The organism is Streptomyces sp. NPDC006235 (genome assembly GCF_040613735.1).
Taxonomy (GTDB): domain Bacteria; phylum Actinomycetota; class Actinomycetes; order Streptomycetales; family Streptomycetaceae; genus Streptomyces.
On record NZ_JBEXSR010000019.1, the window covers coordinates 25229 to 45046 of the forward strand.

Here is a 19818-nt window from a genome sequence, read left to right on the forward strand (position 1 = left end):
CGGCAGTGGTCGCGAGTACCACCGACGCCGCCGAGGTGGAAACCGGCCTCGACGTGCTGGAGAACCTGAGCGAAGAGGACGCCTTCCGCGGTCTGGAGGAGGCCCTCCGGCTCGTCAGCGAGATCCCGGACGAGGTGCTCGCGCAGGGGCAGGAGGCCACCGAGCAGTGGCTGCGGGGCCGCCTCGGTGACACGGCCGGTGAGGGCCGCGTCCAGCTGATGAAGTTCGACGCCGGCGGATGCGCCCGGGGCATCCTGCTGGCGGTGGGGTCGAACCTGCTGGCCATCGGGAAGATCTACAAGGTCAAGAAGGCCATCGACAAGCTCGGCGGTATCAAGAAGGTCGTCAAGAAGATCCAGGACAAGAAGAAGCGCGGCAAGAAGAGCTTCAAGAAGGCGATCATGGAGGTCTTCGAGGAGTCCGGGACCGGTATCGGCGCCATCGCGGCCGAGATCCTCGGCGTCGACCAGGTCATCAAGAACTGCTGGTGAGACCGGCCTCGGGGAAAGGAAACGTCCTATGCAGACAGTCGCGACTGTGCTCCAGTGGTCCTTCTTCGGCGCAGGCGTCGCCGTACTGGCCGTGGCCCTGGGCAGTTCCGTCAGGATGAAGCTCTCCGGCGCCCGCCTCGGCGCCGTCCTCGAAGCCGTCGAGACCCGGTGGTTCGGAGCGGGATCCGTACTCCTCGCCCTGCTCGTCGGCGGCGCGGCCATGACCGCTGCCGGGCGCCTGACCGACCACAGCATCGGCATCGAGCAGGCCGCGCTGGTCGTCTTCCCGCTCGCCCTGGTCGCCGCTTTCGCCGTGCGCCGGATCACCGACAAGTACGGGCACAAGACCGCCGCCCGAGCCTCCGGCCTGGTCCTGGCTCCGGCCGTGTTGGGCGCCCTGATGTCGGCCGCCGGATGAGGCAGGCAGGCTGCTGAGGACTCGGCCGGCCGCTGCGGCTGCGTAGTGAAGCGAGGGCCATCGGAGGCACAATCCGTGGCCTCCGATGGCCCGTTCTGTCGTCATGAAGGACGTCGCGTTCCGGCCGGGTCAGAGCGTCTCCGGCCCGGGCCGTTTCCTGGTCCGGACGTCGCTGAGGGCATCGGTGCTGTCCACCCACTGGTCGATCGCGCCGGTGTCGGGCAGGGAGCGGAGGGCCGGGTCCGTGATGCGGGCGCGCAGGGCCGCCGTGAAGCGTTCCGCGCGGAGGACCTGGAACGGGCGGCTGTGGTACGGGCGGGTGGTGGGGTCGACGGGGGCCGTGAGCGCGAGATCGTTGTGGTGGGTCGCGACGGCCTCGTAGGCGTGCTTGAGGTGGTGCTCGCGGGTGTGCCAGTCGGGGGACGCCAGTGCTGCGGTCAGGGTGGGAGTGAGCGCCGCGCCCTGGGGAGTCGCGGTGAAGGCGGTGCCGAGCCACTTGCTGTACGGCGGGTAGCGGCGGTGCATGAGGAGGCTCAGGCGCATCAGGTCGCGGATCAGACGGGCGGCCACGATCGCCGAGCCGAGTTCGTCGCCCACCTCGCCGCAGCGGCCTACGAAGGCCTCCTCCTGGGAGATGCGTTTCCACTGGCAGGCCAGGACGTACAGCCAGACGTCGTGCGGGTACCACCGGAGGGTGGTGCGGGCCGGGGTGAGTCGGCCGAGGCCGTCGTGGAAGACGGCGCCCGCGGTGGCCTCGGCCAGGCGCTGGGTGGGTGCGGCCAGCCAGCCCGCCGTGGTGACGCCCTGGGCCGGGTCGAAGCCGAGCCGGTCCGTGAACCAGGTGGCGGGGTCCGTGATGTCGACGCGGTGGTGGACCGGGCCGTCGGTGCCGGTCATGACGCGGATGTCGGTGCCCGGGTCGTCGCCGGTGCGGGCGAAGTGGGTGGGGTGGCCGAGGAAGGTCTTCGGGAGGCGGTGGGAGAGGAGGGCGGTGAGGCGGGGGCCGTGGGTCTCGGTGTCCTCCGGGCGCAGGAAGAGCTGGAGACGCGGGCCCCACTCGTGGTCGGCCGAGCGCGGGGTGTCGTAGCCGAGGACCTCGGAGCCGCTGCCGAGGCGGGCGGCGGAGTGGGGGATGCCGGGGAGGGCCTCGTCCAGGAGGGGGCGTACGGCCTCGGTGTAGAAGCGGCGGGAGAGCTCCAGACCCGGGAGGAAGGAGGGCATGGGTCAGGCGGTGTGGCCGCGCAGGCGGCGGGCGATTTCGAGCTGGTCGTCGTCCAGGGCGCGGCCGTCCTCGATGTCCCACAGGGCGTTCTGGAGGAGGCGGCCGAGGGTCCAGGCGCGGGCGCGGGAGCGGTCCAGGGCGAGGACGTCGGTCATGGCGTCGAAGCGCCAGAGGATGTCGTCGGGGTCGTAGCGGTTGTCGATGGCCGGCCACAGTTCGAAGCCCGGGTCGCCCGCGAGGGGCTTGGGGTCGATGGCGAGCCAGGGGGCGCGGTCGGAGGCGAGGACGTTCTCGTCGTGGAGGTCCCAGTGCAGGAGCCGGTCGCCCGGTTCGTCGACGACCTCGCGTACGGCGGCGGCGCAGTCGGCGACGAGGCGGCGGGTCTCGGGGTCGGGGATGCGGTCGAGTGCCCAGGGGGTCTGGTCCAGCATGGCCCGGGCGATGTCGCCGAGGCGGCGCAGGCCGGGCGGGGCGGGGAAGGAGGTGAGGTGGGCGAGGAGTTCGGCGATGGTGACGACGGCCTGGTGGGGGTCCGGGACGTGGGACAGCATCCGGGTCTCGTCGAGACGCTCCAGCAGCATCGTGCCGGTGGGCTCGTCGTGGTCGAGGAGGCGGACCGCTCCGTCGCCGTCCCAGACGCGCAGCGCGACCGGTTCGCCCTCGCTCTCCTCGTCGAGGATCTGGAGCTTGAGGACCGCGCGGCCGCCGTCGGCGCGGTGGACCGGGAGGACCAGGGCGGACACGCCGTGCATGGGCGGCCCGTCGGGCTCCAGTCCCCAGCGGTCGAGGAAGCCGGCCGCCAGGTCCGGCAGTTCCTCGATGAAGGCGCGGCCCGCCTCGCCGTTGTACTTCTCCTGTGACGCTGCCAGTTCCCGGGGGATGTCGATCACTTCCGGCACGGTAGTGGGGTGGGCCGGGCGGGTCATGTGAATTAACAGCCGGTGCCGCCCCTTCAGGGCTCCAGTACCACCTTTCCGATCGTCCCCCGGCTCTCCAGCGCCCTGTGAGCGGCTGCGGCCTCGCGCAGCGGGAAGCGCTGTACGGCCGGAGTGAGCCGGCCGGCCGCGGCCTCGGCCAGGGCGCGCAGTTCGAGGGTGCGTACGGGGTCGGGGCCCCCGGCCTTCTGGAGCATCACGGCGCCGAGGACCTGCTCGGAGACGCCCTCGACGAGGTAGGGACCGCCCTCGTGGATGCCTTCCGCGGACCAGCCGAAGACGACGTGCCTGCCACCGGGGCCGAGCAGGGCGACGGCCTCGCGGGCCACGTCGCCGCCGACGCCGTCGAAGACCACGGTCGCGGCCCGGCCGCCGAGGTGGGCGCGGACCTTCGCGGGCCAGGACGGGTCCTTGTAGTCGACGGCGAGATCGGCGCCGCCCGCCTGCACGCGGGCGACCTTCTCCGGCCCGCCCGCGAGGCCGACGACGGTGGCGCCGGCGTTCTTGGCGTACTGCACGAGGAGCGTGCCGATGCCGCCGGCCGCGGCCGGGACGACGACCACCGAGTCGGGGCCCAGCTCGGCGAACTGCAGGATCCCCATCGTCGTACGGCCCGTGCCGATCATGGCGACGGCCTCGGCGAAGTCCAGGTTCAGCGGTATCTCGTGCAGTCGCCCGACCTCGGCGACGGCCAGTTCGGCGTAGCCGCCCGGGACGAATCCGAGGTGGGCGACGACCCGCTTGCCGAGCCACAGGTCAGCGACGCCCTCGCCCAGGGACTCGACGACGCCGGCGACCTCGCGGCCGGGGATGGTGGGCAGGGGCGTCGGCTCGGGCGCCGGCCCCTGTGCGCCCTCGCGCAGAGCGGTGTCCAGGAGGTGGACGCCCGCCGCCCGTACGGCGACACGGACCTGGCCGGGGCCCGGCCGCGGGTCCTCGACCTGCTCGTAGGTGAGGTTCTCGGCCGGGCCGAAGGCGTGCAGGCGGATGGCGTGCATCGGGGCTCCTCGTGTTGTCGTGGTCTGCGCCCCAGCCTTCAACCTCAAGCTTGCTTGAGGTCAAGCTCCCGTCGGCCGAGCGCCAACGACACCGCCGTCAGGGCGCTGTTGAAGGAGACCTCCGACAGCACGCCCGGGGCCGCTACCTGGTCACCGGCGAGGTAGACACCGTCGCCCCGGTCCACGGAGGGCCGGTCGCGCCAGCTGGTGCCGGGCAGGTCGACCGCGCCCGTACGGCCGTTCGCGACGGCCTCGCGCCGCCAGGTGACGCGCTCGCGCCAGCCCGGGAAGCCCAGGTCGAGCAACTGCTCGGCGCGGGCGGTGCCGTCGGCCTTGGACTCGTGCGGGGCGATGGGGATCTGACCCTGGATGAGCTGCTCACCGGCCGGGGCGAGACCGCGGTCCTGCGCGGTGAACCGTTCGAGCCAGCCCGGCGCGTCGAGGTCGGACACCACGAACGCGTCCCCGCGCCGCGTCCGTACGGCGAGGTCGACGAGGACGGTACGGCCGCTCGGCCAGGTCAGGAAGTCGTCGCCGAGCAGGCGCCGGGCGGCGTCGAGGGAGGTGGCGACGACGACCGGCGTGTCGGTGGGGAGCGTGTCGACGCGGGACAGGGTCTCCATCCGGACGCCCAGGTTCCAGGCGCGGGCGGCCATCCGGTCGATGAGGCCGGCCCAGCCGCCGCGCGGGTAGTGCGCCTCGGGCGGCAGCTTCGTGGCGCGGCGCAGCCGCTCCTGCACGAACGCGGCCGACAGGGAACCGGGGTCGTGGTGGAAGAGGGCGACGGCCGAGTAGTGGGCGGCGGCCCGGGCCCCCTCCTCGCCCGCGACACCGGTCGCCCAGGTCAGGAAGTCGACGTCCACGGGCGCCTGTTCGGCGGTCCGGCGCAGCAGCTTCAGCATCGGGAAGGGCGGGGTGCGGCGCAGCACGCCGTGGTGCCGCAGTCGTAGCCGGGCGGCCTCCAGGGGCGGGATCGGGGCGAGTGGTCCGATGAGGTCGCGCTGCTTGAGCCAGGCCCAGTGCGGGCCGCCGTTGTAGAGGGCGTGCGGGCCCTCGTTCGTGCGGTAGGGGCCCTCGGCGGTGCGGGCCCGGCCGCCGAGGGTGTGGTGGGCTTCGTGGATGGTGACCTTGGCGCCCGCCTCGGCGGCGGTGATGGCGGCGGTCAGGCCGGCGAAGCCGCCGCCGATGACGGTGATGCGGTGCATGACTGGGGGTCTCCCTCGGGTCGGGGTCGCCTTCTGCGAGTACGACCGACCGAGGGCGCCGGAATGTGACATGGCCGGTGTTCTCGCAGGTCAGGGCCGGTTGTCAGTGGTGGGGTGAACCATGGGGGCATGGCGAGGAGAGCAGCGGGCGGTACGGGTGTGAAGGGCGCGCGGCGACCGGAGATCCGGCTGCCCGCGCTGGAGCCGTTCCCGGGCGGCGGGCTGGAGCCGGACGGGGACTACGACGGGCTGGAGTTCCGGGAGGCGGACTTCGCGGGGCAGGACGGGGCGGGGGCCCGCTTCCTGGACTGCGCCCTGACGGAGTGCGCGCTGGACGAGGTCCGGCTGCCGCACGCCTCCGTCCTGGACTCGGTGCTCACGGGCATCCGGGGCGTCGGTACGCATCTCGCCGAGGCGACCCTGCGCGACGTCGAGCTGATCGACGCCCGCCTCGGGGGCACGCAGATGCACGCGGCGGTGCTGGAGCGCGTGCTGATCCGCGGTGGCAAGATCGACTATCTGAACCTGCGCATGGCCCGGCTCAGAGACGTCGTCTTCGAGGGCTGCGTCCTGGTCGAGCCGGACTTCGGCGGTGCCCGCCTGGAGCGGGTGGAGTTCGTGGACTGCGCGCTGAAGGGCGCGGACCTCCACGCGGCGACCCTCAAGGACGTCGACCTGCGCGGTGCCGTGACACTGGAGATCAGCCGCGGCCTGGACCGCCTGGCCGGGGCGGTGATCAGCACGGGCCAACTGCTGGACCTGGCACCGGTGCTGGCGATGCAGTGGGGGATCAGGGTGGAGGACTGATCACCCGCTCAATTCCCGTACCAGCCCCAGGTTCCAGCCCGTTCCGGGCAGTCGTAGGACTGATGCAGTGCGATCAGGGCGTTGATCAGGCGCGGGTCCACCTCGTGGCTCAGCAGCCGGTAGTCCTCGGCCACCGCGCGGAAGACGAGATGGGCGCGGCGCCAGATGACGCGGCGCGGCGGTCCGAAGCCGTCGCCGTCTCCCGCCAGAAGAGCCCACACCAACAACAGCAGGTACACCGGAAAACCAACGGGCCACCACAGCGCCCACCACACCAGACGGCCCTCGTACCCCTGGAGGGCGGGGCCGGCCACCGGCTCGACGGTCCAGCGCCTGCGGCCCCAGCGGAAGGCGCGGCGGCGCCGCAGCGTGATCCGCCCGAGCGGCGCGCCGTGGGGATCCAGCACCTGGTACACCGCCGGGCGCCCGCTCAGCCGGGACCCCAGGGCCTGCTCCGTGACCACGCGGGCGACCGGCGTCCCGTCCTCGGCGCGCAGATGGAAGGCCCGCAGCGAGCGGAGCCGGTCGGGAGCGGGACTGTCGGGGTCACGGCACAACCGGACGGAGGTGCCCTGCCCAGGTCCGTCGCCGACGACGGCCGGTGGGTGCACCCTGTAGTCCAGCCCGTAGGTCACACGTCCCTGCGTCATGCTCCCGCTCTCCCCGTGTCAGGTACTGATCACGGACAAGGGTGTCACCGCGGTCGCCGGCGCCCGTCAGGAGCCCCTGGGGAAACGCGCCTGGAGCGTCCAGATCGCCGGGTTCTCGGCGAGGTCGTCATGCAGGTCGGTGAGGTCGGCGATCAGGTCGTGCAGGAAGTCGCGGGCTTCGCGGCGCAGTTCGGAGTGGGAGACGGTGAGCGGGGGCTCCTCCGCGCGCATCCAGTCGGCCTCGATGTCCACCCAGCCGAAGCGGCGCTCGAACAGCATCCGGTCGGTCGACTCGGTGAAGTCCAGCTCCGCCCGCTGCGGCCGCGACGCCCGTGAGCCCGCCGGGTCCCGGTCGATCCGCTCCACGATGTCGCACAGCGCCCACGCGAAGTCGAGCACCGGCACCCATCCCCAGGCTGTGGACACCTCATGGTCGGTCTTGGTGTCCGCCAGATAGACGTCACCGCAGAACAGGTCGTGCCGCAGGGCGCGGACGTCCGCGCGGCGGTAGTCGGTCTGCGGCGGGTCGGGGAAGCGGTTGGAGAGGGCGTAGCCGATGTCGAGCACGGATGTGATGGTGTCACGCACCCGTAGGATCGCGACCGTGGCCCGATCTGTACGTCTTGTCCCCGCGCTGACCGCCGTTCCCGTAGCCCTGGCCCTCACCGCGTGCGGCGGCGGAGTCCACGGCACCCCGGGCGGCTCCGGCGTGCGCGACCCGTACTTCCCGAAGGCCGGTAACGGCGGCTACGACGTCACCCACTACGACCTGCGCCTCGACTACGCCCCGGACGCACACCGCCTCACCGGCACGGCCACCCTCACCGCCCGGGCCACCGAGGCCCTCTCCGCCTTCAACCTCGACCTGCTCGGTCTGGAGGTCGGGAAGGTGACCGTCGGCGGCGAGACCGCCCGCTGGAACCGCGCCGGGCAGGAGCTCACCGTCCGGCCGCGCGAGGATCTCGACCGGGGTGAGACGTTCCGCGTGACCGTCGGCTACTCCGGGGCGCCGGAGACCGTCACCGACCCGGACGGCTCGCAGGAGGGCTGGCTGCGCACGACCGACGGGGCGCTCGCGCTGGGCGAACCCACCGGATCGATGGCCTGGTTCCCCGGCAACCACCACCCCTCCGACAAGGCGGCGTACGACCTCACGGTGACCGTGCCGCGCGGGCTGCGAGCCGTGTCCAACGGGGAGCCGCGCGGCGAGACGACCGCGCGGGGCCGGACGGCCTTCCGCTGGCACACCGCCGAGCCGATGGCGAGCTACCTCGCCACGCTCGCCATCGGCCACTACGACATCTCCCGCTCCACCGCCCGGGACGGTCTGCCCGTGTACACGGCCGTCGACCCGGCGGAGAAGGAGGGGAGCCGTGCGGTCCTCGCGCGCCTCCCCGAGGTCCTGCGCTGGGCGGAGCGGCGGTTCGGCCCGTACCCGTTCTCCTCCACCGGCGCGATCGTCGACCACGCGCCCGCCATCGGCTACGCCCTGGAGACCCAGAATCGGCCTGTGTTCCCCGGCGCCCCGGACATCACCTTCCTCGTCCACGAGCTCGCCCATCAGTGGTACGGCGACTGCGTCACGCCGGAGAGCTGGCGGGACATGTGGCTCAACGAGGGCTTCGCGACGTACGCGGAGTGGCTGTGGGAGGAGGACCACGGCGGCGAGACGGCACAGGAGACCTTCGACGCGCTGTACGACCACGGGGAGAAGACCTACGAGGATCTGTGGACCTTCCCGCCGGCGAAACCCGTGGACGCCGCGCACATCTCCGGAGCCCCCGTCTACCAGCGCGGCGCCATGGTCCTCCACAAGGTCCGCCAGGCGGTGGGCGACGAGACGTTCGGCGGCATCCTCCGGGGCTGGGCGGCGGCTCACCGCCACGGTAACGCCGACACGGCCGACTTCACGGCGTACGTCGAGAAGCGGGCGCCGGGGAAGGACTTCGACCGGATCTGGGAGGACTGGCTGTACGGGGAGGGGAAGCCGGAGCGGGCCTGAGCGCGTGCCAGGGCGTCCTAGGACGCGGTGAGTTCCTTGCGGAGCACCGCACACGGGCGCTTCATCTCCCGGTCCTCGCGATGGTCGATGACCTCGTAGCCGAGGGCGGTCCAGAAGGCCAGGGCCTTCGGGTTGTTGTCGAGGACGGCGAGGCGTACGGCGCCGCGGTCCGCCGCGCGGAAGCGGTCCTCGACGAGGGTGGCCAGGCGGCGGCCGTGGCCCTGGCCGTGCAGGCTCGCGTCCACCAGCAGGAGGCCGATCCACGGGTCCGGGTCGGCGGGGTCGGGGTGGTGGGCCAGGGTGATCGCGATCCCGGTCAGGAGGCCGAAGCTGCGGGCGAGCAGGACCTCCGTGCCGGGCTGGGCCCATTCCTCCGACAGGGCGTGCGCCACCTGCTCCGGACGGATGTCGTGCGGGTCGGGGAAGTCGCCGGTGAGGGTGTGGAACGCGTGGTTGGAGGCGTAGAGGGCCGTGAGCTCCGCGAGGAGGGGTGCGGGGAGGGCGTGGCCGGGGGGTGGCGGGAGCAGCGGGTCGAGGATCACATCGGGAACGTATCGCGGGCGGTTCGGGAACGTAGCGCGGGCGCGGGTCGGGGACGGGGAAGCCTCCCCGGGCGGGCCGGTGGAGCGGGATGGGGAAGTCCCCGCGGGCCGGTGGGCGGGGATGGGGAAGTCCCCGCGGGCCGGTGGGCGGGGATGGGGAAGTCCCCGCGGGCCGGTGGGCGGGGATGGGGAAGCCCCCGCGGGCCGGTGGGCCGGGACGGGGAAGCCCCCGGGCCGGTGGAACCGGCGCCGGGGGCTTCTGCCCCGCGTGAGGGCGGACGTCAGACGTTCACGCCGAAGTCCTGGGCGATGCCGACCAGGCCCGAGGCGTAGCCCTGGCCGACGGCGCGGAACTTCCACTCCGCGCCGTTGCGGTACAGCTCGCCGAAGACCATGGCCGTCTCCGTGGCCGCGTCCTCCGACAGGTCGTAGCGGGCGATCTCGGCGCCGCCGGCCTGGTTGACGATGCGGATGTAGGCGTTGCGCACCTGGCCGAAGTTCTGCGAGCGGTTCTCGGCGTCGTAGATGGACACCGGGAAGACGATCTTGTCGATGTCGGCCGGGAGGGCGGCGAGGTTGACGTTGATCGCCTCGTCGTCGCCGGCGCCCTCACCCGTGCGGTTGTCACCGGTGTGGACGATCGAGTTGTCCGGGGTCTGCTTGTTGTTGAAGAACACGAAGTGGGCGTCCGAGTAGACCTTGCCCTGCGTGTTGACCGCGATCGCGGACGCGTCGAGGTCGAAGTCCGTGCCGGTGGTGGTGCGGACGTCCCAGCCGAGGCCCACGGTGACAGCGGTCAGGCCCGGAGCCTCCTTGGTGAGCGAGACGTTGCCACCCTTGGACAGGCTTACAGCCATTGTTGGGAGTCCCTTCCCTCGTTTACGTACGGCAAAGAAGCTACAGCTACCCCCATGAACGTGGAGAGGGGTACGCGAGGTTCCAGGTCCTTTACTTTCTTTACGCGCGATTATTCGGGTGACGTGGACCGGTCAGGAGCGGGAACATGGACGGCATGTCTGGTCCCCACGTCATCCGCGGCTCCGTCTCCCTGCCCGAGGCCGAGCTCATCTGGCGTTTCTCACGGTCGTCGGGGCCGGGCGGGCAGCACGTCAACACCACTGACTCGAAGGTCGAGCTCAGCTTCGACCTGGCGAGGACCGAGGCGCTGCCCGAGGTGTGGAAGAAGCGGGCGCTGGAGCGGCTGGCCGGGCGCCTGGTCGACGGGGTCGTCACCGTGCGCTCCTCCGAGCACCGCTCCCAGTGGCGCAACCGTGAGACCGCCGCCGTACGCCTCGCCGCGCTCCTCGCCGAGGCGACCGCACCCCCGCCCAAGCCCCGCAAGCCGACCCGGATCCCCCGGGGCATCAACGAGCGGCGGCTGCGCGAGAAGAAGCAGCGCTCGGAGACCAAGCGGGGGCGTTCCGCGCAGAACTGGAACTAGGTCAGCTCCAGCACTCCGACCGTCTGGCCTCCACTGGTCTCGCCGTTCGTGCGGAAGCCGAGCCCCAGGTAGAAGCCCTCCGGGCCGTCGGGGCCGGGATGCCAGGTGACGTAGAACTCCTTGGTGCCGCGCCGGCGCAGTTCCTGCGCGACGGACTCGACGGCGAAGCGGCCGTAGCCCCTGCCTTGCTCCCCGGCCGCGATGTTCAGCCGCCACAGGCCCGAGCGCAGCACGCTGCCGTCCTCGTACCAGTCGATGTCGAGGAAGGCCATGAGGAAGCCGACCGGGCGGTCGCCGTCGACGATCAGGCGGGGCCAGGCGACCCCGGGATGCACATAGGCCTCGGCGAGGGACTTCACGACCGGGGCGACCGCGTGTTCCTGATCGGGGCGGACACGGATGCCGAGTGCGGAATCGAGGTTCCCGGCGGTGATCTCTTCGAGGCGCGGGCCCGTCTTCGTCATGCGCGCACCCTAGGCGCGCCGATCACCCCGGACCACCGGATTTTTCACGTCACCTCAGGTGCCGGTACCGCCCCCGGAAGTACGTCAGCGGCCCGCCCTCGGCGCTCGGCACGCGGGCCGTCAGGACGCGGCCGATGACGAGGGTGTGGTCGCCGGCCCGGACCCGCTGCTCGGTGCGGCACTCCAGGACGGCCAGGGCGCCGCCGACCAAGGGCGCGTCGGTGTACTCGCCGCGCGTGTACGGGATGTCCGCGAAGAGCAGGCGGTCGCTGACGCGGCCCTTCATGGCGAAGCGGCCCGCGATGTGCCGCTGGCTCTCGGAGAGGACCGAGACAGCCCACATGGGCTGCTCGTCGAGCAGCTCGTCCATGCGGGAGCCCTCGCGCAGGCTCACCAGGACCAGGGGCGGGTCCAGGGACACCGACATGAAGGCCGTGGCCGTCATGCCCACGTCCTCGCTGCCCGGCGCCGAGGGGTCGTCCGGGTCGAGCGGCGGCTCCTGCGCGGTCACCAGGACCACGCCCGAGGCCAGCCGGGACATGGCGGCGCGGAACTCGTCGTTGCTCACCCCCTCAGCATGCCCGGAGGCGGGCGGCGGAATGATCGCGGACGTGACAGCGGGAGTGTTCGGCACACCCGAAACGCTAATCTCCGTCCCCGGCGCCCCGCATCGGGCTCCCGCCCGATCACGGTCTTAGGACTCCTGACAGGCTTCCGACGGGCTTCAGACGGACTCCCGAGGACTCCCGACGGACTCCCCACGGACCCACGACGGGCCTTCGGCGGTCACAGGGGAAATATATGTGCGCACCTGACAAAGTTTGCGTTCGGTAGCCGCACGTGAAGAACGCAGAAACTCCACTCAATTGTTCAGGTTTGCCTGTGACTTGAGTCACAAGGGGCAGGAATTGTTGACCCTGTGTACCGAGTGGGCAGCGCGCTGTGATTCAGTGGCTGGGAAGCTGCCAGGACGATACGCCGATGAGAACCCTTGATTCGCTGCGAGGTCTCGGGGGGAGGGCGAGCATGGAGACCGAGTCGGAGCCCTACGTCCGCCTTGCCTCCCTGCGGCAACTGCACCAGGTCATGGCCGACATGAACACGGCCCGCAGCCTGGCGGACACACTGCAGACCGTCGCGGAGGGCGTCGTCGCCGCCCTCGGGTACGAGCTGGCGTGCGTGAACCTCGTACGGCCCGACGGCGACCTCGTCGTCGCCGCCTTCGCCGGGAACCCGGCCGCCGAGGCCCTCATCACCGGCCGCGTCGGCTCCCGCGAGTCCTGGGAGCGCCGCCTCGGCATGGGCGAGCACTGGGGCGACCTGGTGTTCATACCGCACACCGAGGGCTGGGTCCTCGACGACGACGACGTCCCGCAGTGGTACACCGACGGCCCCGCCCCCCGCTTCGAGGACGAGTGGCACCCGGCCGACCGGCTCTTCGCCCCGATGTACGCGCCCGGCCCGCAGGGCAGCGCGGCCTGCGGCGAGCTGATCGGCGTGCTGTCCGTGGACCGGCCGCGCAACGGCCGCCGCCCCGGCGCCTGGGGCCGCGAGGCGCTCCAGATGTACGCCTTCCAGGCCGCCATCGCGATCAGCAACGCCCGGCTGCGCGCCAACATGCAGCGGGCGCTCGTCCGGCTGGAGCGTGAGCAGCAGGCGCTGCGGGCCAGTGAGGAAAGCTTCAGGCAGGCCTTCGAGTACGCCCCGTCCGGCATGGCCATCGCCGAGATGGGCGGCGACCAGCACGGCCGGATCCTGCGGACGAACGACGCCCTGTGCCGGCTGCTCGGCCGCCCCGCCTCCGCGATGCGCCGCTACTCGTTCTCCGACCTGGTCCACCCCGAGGACATAGGCACGCTGCTGCGCACCTCCGCCGAGGGCGGCCGGGCCGAGCTGCGCCTCGGTCGCCGGGACGGCACCTACGTCTGGGTCAGCCTGCGCAACAGCGTGGTGGCGGACGCCGCCGACGGCCCGCGCTTCCTCCTCACCCACGTCGAGGACATCGAGGAGCGCAAGCGCCGCGAGCTCCAGCTCGCCCACCGCGCCTCCCACGACTCGCTCACGGGCCTGCCGAACTCCGCCGAGCTGCGCTCCCGCCTGTCCGCCCGGCTGTGCCAGCGCGCCGCGCCCTCGCACCCCGGCATCGTCGAGTCCCACGACGCGGCCTTCGGCCATCCCGCGTTCGACGCGATCGGCCACGCCTTCGACGCCGGGCCGAGCACCGAGCCGTTCGACGCCTACGACCACCATGTGCACACCGTCGCCCCGGACGGCGACCACGACGACGGCACCAAGGGTCTCGCCGTCCTCTTCTGCGACCTCGACGGCTTCAAGTCGATCAACGACCGGTTCGGGCACAACGCGGGTGACGCGGTTCTCATCGAGGTCGCCCGCCGGCTGAGCAACGGCGTCCGCGACGGCGACACCGTCGCCCGGCTCGGTGGTGACGAATTCGTCATCCTCGCCGACGGGCTCGGCCGCGCCGACGCGCAGGACCTCGCGGTCCGTCTGCGGAACGAGATCATCCAGCCCATCCGTGCCGAGGGGCGGGCCGTCCGGGTCGGCGCCAGCTTCGGCATCGGATGGGCACACTGTGGAATGACGGCGGACGAAGTGTTGAAATCCGCTGACGAGCGGATGTACGTCGAGAAACGATCTCGTCCCAAACAACACAGACGCGCGGGCTGAGCCCCAGGTCAGCGAGTGGATGCGGTCTGAGTCACCTGTTTGGGTCACTGGGAGCGGGTAGGCTCGCGTTCTCACGACCCGTACCGCATGCACCGCACCCGACTGAGGAGACCAAGGGATGACGCCCGGCAACAACGGCGCGAGCACGCCCGAGGACGACGACCCGTTCGGCTATCTCTACGCCGACGGGCAGGCCAACGGGGCCCAGCCGCCGTCCGGGGGCGGCTACGGCTACCCGAACTCGGTCAACCGGGTGCGGGCGGTCGGCACGCGCCAGTACGGCCAGCAGCCGCAGGCGAGCCAGACCGCACCGTACGGCCAGGTCCCGCAGCAGAGCGCTCCCGGCCGGCCGAACGCGCACTACGCGGCACCCGAGACGCTGCCCGGCGGTGCGCCCACAGCCCACCAGCAGGTGCCGGGCGGCGGTGGCGGCGGCCGTGGTGGCCGCGGCCCCAACACCAAGGGCCTGCTGATCGGCGCGATCGCGGTGGTCGCCGCGGTCGTCATCGGCATCGGCGTGGCCATGCTGGGCGGCGACAAGGACAAGGACGACGCGTCCGACAAGACGGGCACGACCCCGACCCAGTCCCAGAACGCGAAGCCGAGCCCGTCGCCGAGCAGCAGTGGCGCGGCGAGCGAGGAGGACCTGCCGGCGGCCGACGTGAAGACCCTCAGGCTCTCGCCCGGCATGACGACCGCCACGGACATCAAGGGGGCCAAGGCCGCCGGCGGTGTCTACGTCACCGGGTTCAACCGGGTCGGTGCCTCGGTGACCTGGACCGTCAACGGCATCCCGAAGGCGGGCAAGTACAGCCTGTTCGTCGGCTACAGCGTGCCCGGCAAGGACCAGAACGCCACTCTCACGATCAACGGCACGCCTTCCAACCGACCCGTCGAGCTGAAGAACTGGGCGGGCGGCCCCGAGGGTGATTTCGCCAAGGGCTGGACGAAGACCTACAACTACATGGAGCTCAACAAGGGCACCAACACGATCAAGGTTTCCTGCGAGCAGGGCAACCAGTGTGACGCTCTCCTCGACCAGATGTGGCTGGTGAAGGGCTGGGTCAAGAGCTGACCTTCAGGCCGCCGACGCCTCGCCGGTGACCGCCACCCTCCCCAGCAGCTCCTCGTACACCCCCCGGTCGAACTCCCCCGCAACCGGTGCCGAGACCGTCGCTGCCGACAGGGCCACCGCCCGGGCCAGGCGGTCCGGCCAGGGAAGGTGTTCCACCAGGCCCGACAGCAGGCCCGCGACCGCTGAGTCGCCTGCGCCTGTCGGGTTGCCTCGGACGGAGGTCGGTGGGGTGGCTCGCCAGCGGCCGTCTCGAGTGGCGGCGAGGAGGCCTTCCGGGCCCAGGGACGCCACGACCGCGGCCGCGCCCCGGCGGCGGGCGTCCTGCGTGGCGCGCAGGGGCTCGTGGGAGCCGGTGAGTTCCGCCAGTTCGTCGGCGTTCGGCTTGATGATGTCCGGGCGGGCCGCGACGCCCCGGCGCAGCGCTTCGCCGCTCGTGTCCAGGAGGACCGGGACACCGGCGGCACGGGCCGTACGGACCAGGCCGGCGTACGCACCGACCGGCACGCCCGGTGGGAGGCTGCCGCACAGGGCCACCGCCGAGGCGGACGGCAGCAGGTCCTCGTAGGCCTCCTGGAAGGCCGACCATTCGGCGGGCGTGACCGTCGGGCCCGGTTCGTTGAGCTGCGTCGTGTCGCCGGTCTGGGAGTCGACCACGGCTATCGTGCGGCGGGTCGCGCCCGAGACGGGGACCAGCGCGTCCACCACGCCCGGCACCGCGGCGAGCAGCTCCTGTACGACCCGCCCCGTCGCCCCGCCCGCGAAACCGGTCACCGTCACCTCGTGCCCGAGCGCGGCGAGCACCCGGGCCACGTTGACGCCCTTGCCGCCGGGGCGTTCCGTCACCTCGGAGACGCGGTGGGAGGCGTGCGGCCGGAGGGACCGGACGCGGTAGGTGATGTCGAGAGCGGTGTTCAGCGTGACCGTGAGGATCACCTGGGCCGACCTCCCCCGAGAATGCGCTTGCCGCCGTGAACGTTCAGGTAGTCCGATCATGCCAAAGAGACGGCGGTCGGCCCAGTCCTGGAGTCGGCCACCGTCTCCCTACCGCGGGACGGATCAGCGCAGTTGGGGACCGACCACCCATTCGCCACGGCGCATCACGCCCTTGAGCTCGTAGTCCGCGTCCAGGAGCACCAGGTCCGCGTCCTTGCCGGGCTCCAGGGAGCCGATCCGGTCGTCCATGCCGAGCAGGCGGGCGGGGGTCGCCGAGAGTGCCTTCACCGCGTCCTCGACGGAGAGGCCGTCGACCGTCACCGCCCGTTTGAAGGCGCTGTCCAGGGTGAGGGTCGAGCCGGCGATCGTGCCGTCCGCCAGCAGGCGGGCCACGCCGTCGGCGACCTCCACCTCCAGCGGGCCCAGCCAGTAGCGGCCGTCGCCGAAACCGGCCGCGTCCATCGCGTCCGTGATGAACGCCACCCGGTCCGCGCCCGCGCGGTGGAACGCCAGCTGGAGTGCGGCGGGGTGCAGATGCGTGCCGTCGTCGATCAGCTCGATGGTGATCCGGTCGTCCTCCAGGAGCGCGGCGATCGGGCCGGGGGAGCGGTGGCCGAGCGGCGGCATCGCGTTGAACAGGTGGGTGGCGACCGTCGCGCCCGCGTCGATGGCCTCGACCGTCTGCTCGTACGTCGCGTCGGTGTGGCCGATCGCCGCGATCACGCCGTGTTCGGCCAGGAGGCGTACGGAGTCGGTGCCGCCGGGCAGCTCGGTGGCCAGCGTGACCATCGTCGCCCTGCCCCGGGCCGCGTCGATCAGTTTGCGGACCTCCGCCGGGTCCGGGTCGCGCAGCAGTGCCTCGGAGTGCGCGCCCTTGCGGCAGGGGGAGATGAACGGGCCCTCGAAGTGGATGCCGGCGATTTCGCCCTGCTCGGCCAGCTCGCTCAGCAGGCCCGCGCGCTGGGTGAGGAAGTCCATGTCGCCGGTGACGGTCGAGGCGACCAGGGTGGTCGTGCCGTGGAGGCGGTGGGTGTGGATGCCCTTGAGGATGTCCTCGACCGAGCCGGAGGTGAAGGAGGCTCCGCCGCCGCCGTGGTTGTGGATGTCGATGAAGCCGGGGATGACGTAGTGGCCGGTTACGTCGATGACCTGGGCGTTTTCGGGTGCCGCTCCCGTGATGCGGGTGCCGTCGATGGTCACCTGGCCGTTTTCGACGGCTCCTGTGGGGAGGACGACGGTCGCGCCGGTGAGGACCGTGGGGTGTCCGGCCGTTGCGGGGTGCGGGTGCGTTGTGGCTGGTCGCGCAGTTCCCCGCGCCCCTGGGGGCGTTGCCATCAGGTGGTTACCTCCGAACGGTCGGTCGACGACAGAAGATCCCAGGCCAGCAGGCCCGCCCCCAGACAACCGGCGCTGTCCCCGAGCGCCGCGGGGACGAGCGTCGGCTGTTTCTGGAAGGTGATGCGGTGACGGATGGCTTCCCTGAGCGGTGTGAACAACGTCTCCCCCGCCTCCGCCAGACCGCCGCCGATGATCAGGACGCGTGGGTCCAGCAAGGTGAGGGCCGTGACCAGGCCGTCGGCCAGAGCGTCCACGGCGTCCTGCCAGACCGCCTGAGCCCTCGGATCGCCCGACTCGACGGCCTTCGCGCAGGCCGCCGCGTCCGCGTCCGGGTCGCCGCAGGCCGTCGCCCACGCCTCGCTCACCGCCGCCGCCGAGGAGAAGCGCTCCAGGCAGCCGCGCTGGCCGCAGGGGCAGGGGGTCCCGCCGGGGCGTACGACGATGTGGCCGACCTCGCCCGCGAAGCCGTGCGCGCCCGCCTCGACCCGGCCGTCGACGCCGATGGCGCCCGCGATGCCGGTGCCCAGCGCGACGAACAGGAACCGGTCCGCGCCCCGGCCCGCGCCGATCCGGCCCTCGGCGAGGCCGCCGGTGCGCACGTCGTGGCCGAGGGCGACGGGGATGTCCAGCCGCTGCGCCAGCAGGTCGCGCAGGGGGACGTCGCGCCAGCCGAGGTTCGCCGCGTAGGCGGCGACGCCCCGCGCCTCGTCGACGATGCCGGGGACGGCCACGCCGGCGGCCGACGCGGGCGTGCCGAACTGCTCGGCGCCGTACGCGCGCAGCTCGGCGGCGAAGTCGAGGATGCCCGCGACCACGGCGTCGGGTCCGTGGTCGCGTCCGGTGGGGCGGCGGGCCCGGTGCAGCAGCTCGCCCTGCGGACCGGCCAGAGCGGCCTTCATCCCGGTGCCGCCCACGTCGAGGGCGATGACATGTCTCACGTGGACAGTGTGACCCGGGGACCCGCAAGAGGTCTAGTCCACTCACGTGGTGTAGACCTTGTTCCGATTATCGAAAGCTTTCGTCGGCGGTCACGCCAGGGTTGGGGAAGAACAGCGGTGCAGCGGCGGTGGATGGCAGGAACGATCGCGGTGGTGTCCGCACTGGGCATGACGGCGGTCCTCGGCGGCTGTGGCGTGACGGGCGGCTCGGCCGACGTGACCCTGAAGCTGGTCGCCGCCGACTACGGAGACAGTGCGGCCAACAGCTCCAAGAAGTACTGGGACGAGCTCGTCGAGGAGTACGAGGCCGACCACCCCGGCGTCAAGATCGACGTCAGCGTCTACTCCTGGAACGACGTCGACCGCAAGGTCAGGGAGATGGTCGCCGCCGGTGACCCGCCGGACATGGCGCAGATCGGCGCGTACGCCGACTACGCGGCGCAGAACCAGCTCTACAAGGCCGACGACCTGCTCTCCATACCCGTGCAGGCCGACTTCGTCGGGCAGCTGGCCTCCGCGGGACAGGTCAAGGGCGTGCAGTACGGCATGCCGTTCGCCTCCTCCACCCGCGTGCTCTTCTACAACAAGACCCTCTTCGCCAAGGCCGGCATCACCCCGCCCAAGACCTGGGGCGACCTGGCCGACGACGCCGAGGCGCTCAAGGGCGAGGGCGTGAAGTACCCCTACGCGCTGCCCCTCGGCCCGGAGGAGGCGCAGGCCGAGACCCTGCAGTGGATGCTCAGCGGCGGGGGCGGCTACACCGACAGCGTCGACAGCTACGGCATCGACTCCCCGGAGAACATCGACACCTTCTCCTGGCTGAAGAACGAACTGGTCGCCAAGGATCTGACCGGGCCGGTCGCGCCCGGCGAGCTGAACCGGGCCGCCGCGTTCGCCGCCTTCGCCAAGGGCGAGGTCGGCATGCTCAACGGCCACCCCTCCCTGATGAAGATCGCCGCCAAGCACGGCGTCGAGTACGGCATGGTGCCGACCCCCGGCAAGGAGGGCCCGAGCAAGTCCACGCTCGGTGTCGCCGACTGGATGACGGCCTTCCGGAAGAACGGCCACCGCGACCAGGTCGGCGACTTCCTCGACTTCGTCTACAGCGAGAAGAACGTGCTGGCCTTCTCCCGCGAGTACGACCTGCTGCCGGTCACCAGCTCCGCGTCCCAGGCCATGGCCGACTCCGGCCGGGACCGGCACCTCAAGCCCTTCCTGGAGGAGCTCGTGGCCTCCGAGCTCTACCCGGTCGGCAAGACCTCCTGGGCCGATGTCAGCGCCGAGGTGAAGAAGCAGATCGGCAAGGCCGTCGCGCCCACCGGCAGCCCCTCGGGCGTCCTGGGCCACCTCCAGGCGGTGGCGACCCGGGCGGAGAGCGCGGAGTAGTCCCGCTGTCGGTGGCGGGCGTTACGGTGCCTGGCATGGACGAGGACACGGATGACGAGCGGCTCGGGCGCAGGGAGCGGGACATCCTGGCGCTCGAACGCCGTGGTTTCTCCGGGCCGGGCGCGAAGGAACGGGCCATACGGGAGGAGCTGGGCCTCGCCCCGGTGCGCTACTACCAGCTCCTCAACGCCTTGCTGGACGACCCCCGGGCCCTGGCCCACGACCCGGTGACGGTGAACCGGCTGCGGCGGATCCGGGAGAGGCGCCGGGCGGAGCGCTGACAGG

The 19818-nt window shown here is 71.9% G+C and carries 22 protein-coding genes; 9 read left to right on the forward strand and 13 right to left on the reverse strand.

Annotated features, from left to right (window positions below):
* Positions 1–5 precede the first annotated feature (5 nt).
* Positions 6–491, forward strand: coding sequence for a hypothetical protein (locus ABZ192_RS22425; protein ID WP_356926213.1), 486 nt, complete (start codon positions 6–8; stop codon positions 489–491).
* Positions 492–519: 28 nt separating this feature from the next.
* Positions 520–909: a hypothetical protein gene (locus ABZ192_RS22430; protein WP_356926214.1), complete on the forward strand. Its 390-nt coding sequence runs from the start codon at positions 520–522 to the stop codon at positions 907–909.
* A gap of 129 nt (positions 910–1038) precedes the next feature.
* Here ABZ192_RS22430 and ABZ192_RS22435 read toward each other — a convergent pair whose 3' ends face one another.
* From ABZ192_RS22435 to ABZ192_RS22450, 4 genes are all read right to left on the reverse strand, one after another.
* On the reverse strand, positions 1039–2130 hold the full coding sequence (locus tag ABZ192_RS22435; protein ID WP_356926215.1) for a DUF4037 domain-containing protein: 1092 nt from the start codon (positions 2128–2130) through the stop codon (positions 1039–1041).
* A 3-nt stretch (positions 2131–2133) separates the two neighbouring features.
* Positions 2134–3021 carry an aminoglycoside phosphotransferase family protein gene (locus ABZ192_RS22440; RefSeq protein WP_356926216.1) on the reverse strand — a complete coding sequence of 296 codons (888 nt, stop codon included), beginning with the start codon at positions 3019–3021 and terminating at the stop codon, positions 2134–2136.
* A 62-nt stretch (positions 3022–3083) separates the two neighbouring features.
* Positions 3084–4064 (reverse strand): zinc-binding dehydrogenase, encoded by a 981-nt coding sequence (locus tag ABZ192_RS22445; protein ID WP_356926217.1) that lies wholly within the window; start codon positions 4062–4064, stop codon positions 3084–3086.
* 44 nt (positions 4065–4108) lie between these two features.
* Positions 4109–5269, reverse strand: a complete 1161-nt coding sequence (locus tag ABZ192_RS22450) for an FAD-dependent oxidoreductase (RefSeq protein ID WP_356926218.1) — start codon at positions 5267–5269, stop codon at positions 4109–4111.
* 129 nt (positions 5270–5398) lie between these two features.
* Here ABZ192_RS22450 and ABZ192_RS22455 point away from each other — a divergent pair, with 129 nt between their 5' ends.
* Entirely contained in the window at positions 5399–6076 is a 678-nt protein-coding gene (locus ABZ192_RS22455) for a pentapeptide repeat-containing protein (protein WP_356926219.1), read from the forward strand.
* Between the two features lie 8 nt (positions 6077–6084).
* Here ABZ192_RS22455 and ABZ192_RS22460 read toward each other — a convergent pair whose 3' ends face one another.
* On the reverse strand, positions 6085–6726 hold the full coding sequence (locus ABZ192_RS22460) for a hypothetical protein (protein ID WP_356926220.1): 642 nt from the start codon (positions 6724–6726) through the stop codon (positions 6085–6087).
* A gap of 66 nt (positions 6727–6792) precedes the next feature.
* Positions 6793–7293 (reverse strand): hypothetical protein, encoded by a 501-nt coding sequence (locus ABZ192_RS22465; protein WP_356926327.1) that lies wholly within the window; start codon positions 7291–7293, stop codon positions 6793–6795.
* Positions 7294–7330: 37 nt separating this feature from the next.
* On the opposite strand from ABZ192_RS22465, the gene ABZ192_RS22470 reads away from it, so the two are divergent.
* The gene (locus tag ABZ192_RS22470; RefSeq protein ID WP_356926221.1) at positions 7331–8728 is read left to right on the forward strand and encodes a M1 family metallopeptidase; all 1398 of its coding nucleotides are present in this window, start codon (positions 7331–7333) and stop codon (positions 8726–8728) included.
* A gap of 17 nt (positions 8729–8745) precedes the next feature.
* Here ABZ192_RS22470 and ABZ192_RS22475 read toward each other — a convergent pair whose 3' ends face one another.
* The gene (locus ABZ192_RS22475; RefSeq protein ID WP_356926222.1) at positions 8746–9270 is read right to left on the reverse strand and encodes a GNAT family N-acetyltransferase; all 525 of its coding nucleotides are present in this window, start codon (positions 9268–9270) and stop codon (positions 8746–8748) included.
* Positions 9271–9551: 281 nt separating this feature from the next.
* On the reverse strand, positions 9552–10127 hold the full coding sequence (locus ABZ192_RS22480) for a TerD family protein (RefSeq protein WP_010035999.1): 576 nt from the start codon (positions 10125–10127) through the stop codon (positions 9552–9554).
* A gap of 146 nt (positions 10128–10273) precedes the next feature.
* Between ABZ192_RS22480 and arfB the strand changes: the two genes are divergently transcribed.
* Positions 10274–10711, forward strand: coding sequence for an alternative ribosome rescue aminoacyl-tRNA hydrolase ArfB (arfB, locus tag ABZ192_RS22485; RefSeq protein WP_356926223.1), 438 nt, complete (start codon positions 10274–10276; stop codon positions 10709–10711).
* On the opposite strand, the gene ABZ192_RS22490 is transcribed toward arfB, so the two are convergent.
* A complete protein-coding gene (locus ABZ192_RS22490) occupies positions 10708–11175 on the reverse strand; it encodes a GNAT family N-acetyltransferase (protein WP_356926224.1) in 468 nt (155 codons plus the stop codon). The two genes, arfB and ABZ192_RS22490, sit on opposite strands and share 4 nt — an antisense overlap.
* A gap of 49 nt (positions 11176–11224) precedes the next feature.
* Positions 11225–11809 (reverse strand): flavin reductase family protein, encoded by a 585-nt coding sequence (locus ABZ192_RS22495; protein ID WP_356926225.1) that lies wholly within the window; start codon positions 11807–11809, stop codon positions 11225–11227.
* A gap of 392 nt (positions 11810–12201) precedes the next feature.
* Here ABZ192_RS22495 and cdgB point away from each other — a divergent pair, with 392 nt between their 5' ends.
* Together cdgB and ABZ192_RS22505 are read left to right on the forward strand one after the other, a co-directional pair.
* On the forward strand, positions 12202–13863 hold the full coding sequence (cdgB, locus tag ABZ192_RS22500) for a diguanylate cyclase CdgB (RefSeq protein ID WP_356926226.1): 1662 nt from the start codon (positions 12202–12204) through the stop codon (positions 13861–13863).
* A gap of 118 nt (positions 13864–13981) precedes the next feature.
* The gene (locus ABZ192_RS22505) at positions 13982–14938 is read left to right on the forward strand and encodes a CBM35 domain-containing protein (protein WP_356926227.1); all 957 of its coding nucleotides are present in this window, start codon (positions 13982–13984) and stop codon (positions 14936–14938) included.
* A gap of 3 nt (positions 14939–14941) precedes the next feature.
* Here ABZ192_RS22505 and ABZ192_RS22510 read toward each other — a convergent pair whose 3' ends face one another.
* The 3 genes from ABZ192_RS22510 to ABZ192_RS22520 all read right to left on the reverse strand — a co-directional run bounded on the left by ABZ192_RS22510 (position 14942) and on the right by ABZ192_RS22520 (position 18147).
* Complete coding sequence (locus ABZ192_RS22510; protein WP_356926228.1) at positions 14942–15871, reverse strand: 1-phosphofructokinase family hexose kinase; 930 nt, start codon at positions 15869–15871, stop codon at positions 14942–14944.
* A 123-nt stretch (positions 15872–15994) separates the two neighbouring features.
* On the reverse strand, positions 15995–17206 hold the full coding sequence (gene nagA, locus ABZ192_RS22515; protein ID WP_356926229.1) for an N-acetylglucosamine-6-phosphate deacetylase: 1212 nt from the start codon (positions 17204–17206) through the stop codon (positions 15995–15997).
* The gene (locus ABZ192_RS22520) at positions 17206–18147 is read right to left on the reverse strand and encodes an ROK family protein (RefSeq protein ID WP_356926230.1); all 942 of its coding nucleotides are present in this window, start codon (positions 18145–18147) and stop codon (positions 17206–17208) included. The genes nagA and ABZ192_RS22520 overlap by 1 nt, the downstream gene beginning before the upstream one ends.
* Before the next feature lie 132 nt (positions 18148–18279).
* Between ABZ192_RS22520 and ABZ192_RS22525 the strand changes: the two genes are divergently transcribed.
* Both ABZ192_RS22525 and ABZ192_RS22530 read left to right on the forward strand, forming a co-directional pair.
* On the forward strand, positions 18280–19533 hold the full coding sequence (locus ABZ192_RS22525) for an extracellular solute-binding protein (protein ID WP_356926231.1): 1254 nt from the start codon (positions 18280–18282) through the stop codon (positions 19531–19533).
* A gap of 35 nt (positions 19534–19568) precedes the next feature.
* Positions 19569–19814, forward strand: a complete 246-nt coding sequence (locus ABZ192_RS22530; protein ID WP_356926232.1) for a DUF3263 domain-containing protein — start codon at positions 19569–19571, stop codon at positions 19812–19814.
* Positions 19815–19818: the final 4 nt, after the last annotated feature.

Bases quoted from the DNA above. Each gene is read 5' to 3' on its own strand.
- ABZ192_RS22430 (WP_356926214.1), top strand. From the start codon at position 520: ATGCAGACAGTCGCGACTGTGCTCCAGTGGTCCTTCTTCGGCGCAGGC.
- ABZ192_RS22435 (WP_356926215.1), bottom strand. From the start codon at position 2,130: ATGCCCTCCTTCCTCCCGGGTCTGGAGCTCTCCCGCCGCTTCTACACC.
- ABZ192_RS22445 (WP_356926217.1), bottom strand. From the start codon at position 4,064: ATGCACGCCATCCGCCTGCACGCCTTCGGCCCGGCCGAGAACCTCACC.
- ABZ192_RS22450 (WP_356926218.1), bottom strand. From the start codon at position 5,269: ATGCACCGCATCACCGTCATCGGCGGCGGCTTCGCCGGCCTGACCGCC.
- ABZ192_RS22455 (WP_356926219.1), top strand. From the start codon at position 5,399: ATGGCGAGGAGAGCAGCGGGCGGTACGGGTGTGAAGGGCGCGCGGCGA.
- ABZ192_RS22460 (WP_356926220.1), bottom strand. From the start codon at position 6,726: ATGACGCAGGGACGTGTGACCTACGGGCTGGACTACAGGGTGCACCCA.
- ABZ192_RS22480 (WP_010035999.1), bottom strand. From the start codon at position 10,127: ATGGCTGTAAGCCTGTCCAAGGGTGGCAACGTCTCGCTCACCAAGGAG.
- arfB (WP_356926223.1), top strand. From the start codon at position 10,274: ATGGACGGCATGTCTGGTCCCCACGTCATCCGCGGCTCCGTCTCCCTG.
- ABZ192_RS22490 (WP_356926224.1), bottom strand. From the start codon at position 11,175: ATGACGAAGACGGGCCCGCGCCTCGAAGAGATCACCGCCGGGAACCTC.
- cdgB (WP_356926226.1), top strand. From the start codon at position 12,202: ATGGAGACCGAGTCGGAGCCCTACGTCCGCCTTGCCTCCCTGCGGCAA.
- ABZ192_RS22505 (WP_356926227.1), top strand. From the start codon at position 13,982: ATGACGCCCGGCAACAACGGCGCGAGCACGCCCGAGGACGACGACCCG.
- nagA (WP_356926229.1), bottom strand. From the start codon at position 17,206: ATGGCAACGCCCCCAGGGGCGCGGGGAACTGCGCGACCAGCCACAACG.
- ABZ192_RS22525 (WP_356926231.1), top strand. From the start codon at position 18,280: ATGGCAGGAACGATCGCGGTGGTGTCCGCACTGGGCATGACGGCGGTC.
- ABZ192_RS22530 (WP_356926232.1), top strand. From the start codon at position 19,569: ATGGACGAGGACACGGATGACGAGCGGCTCGGGCGCAGGGAGCGGGAC.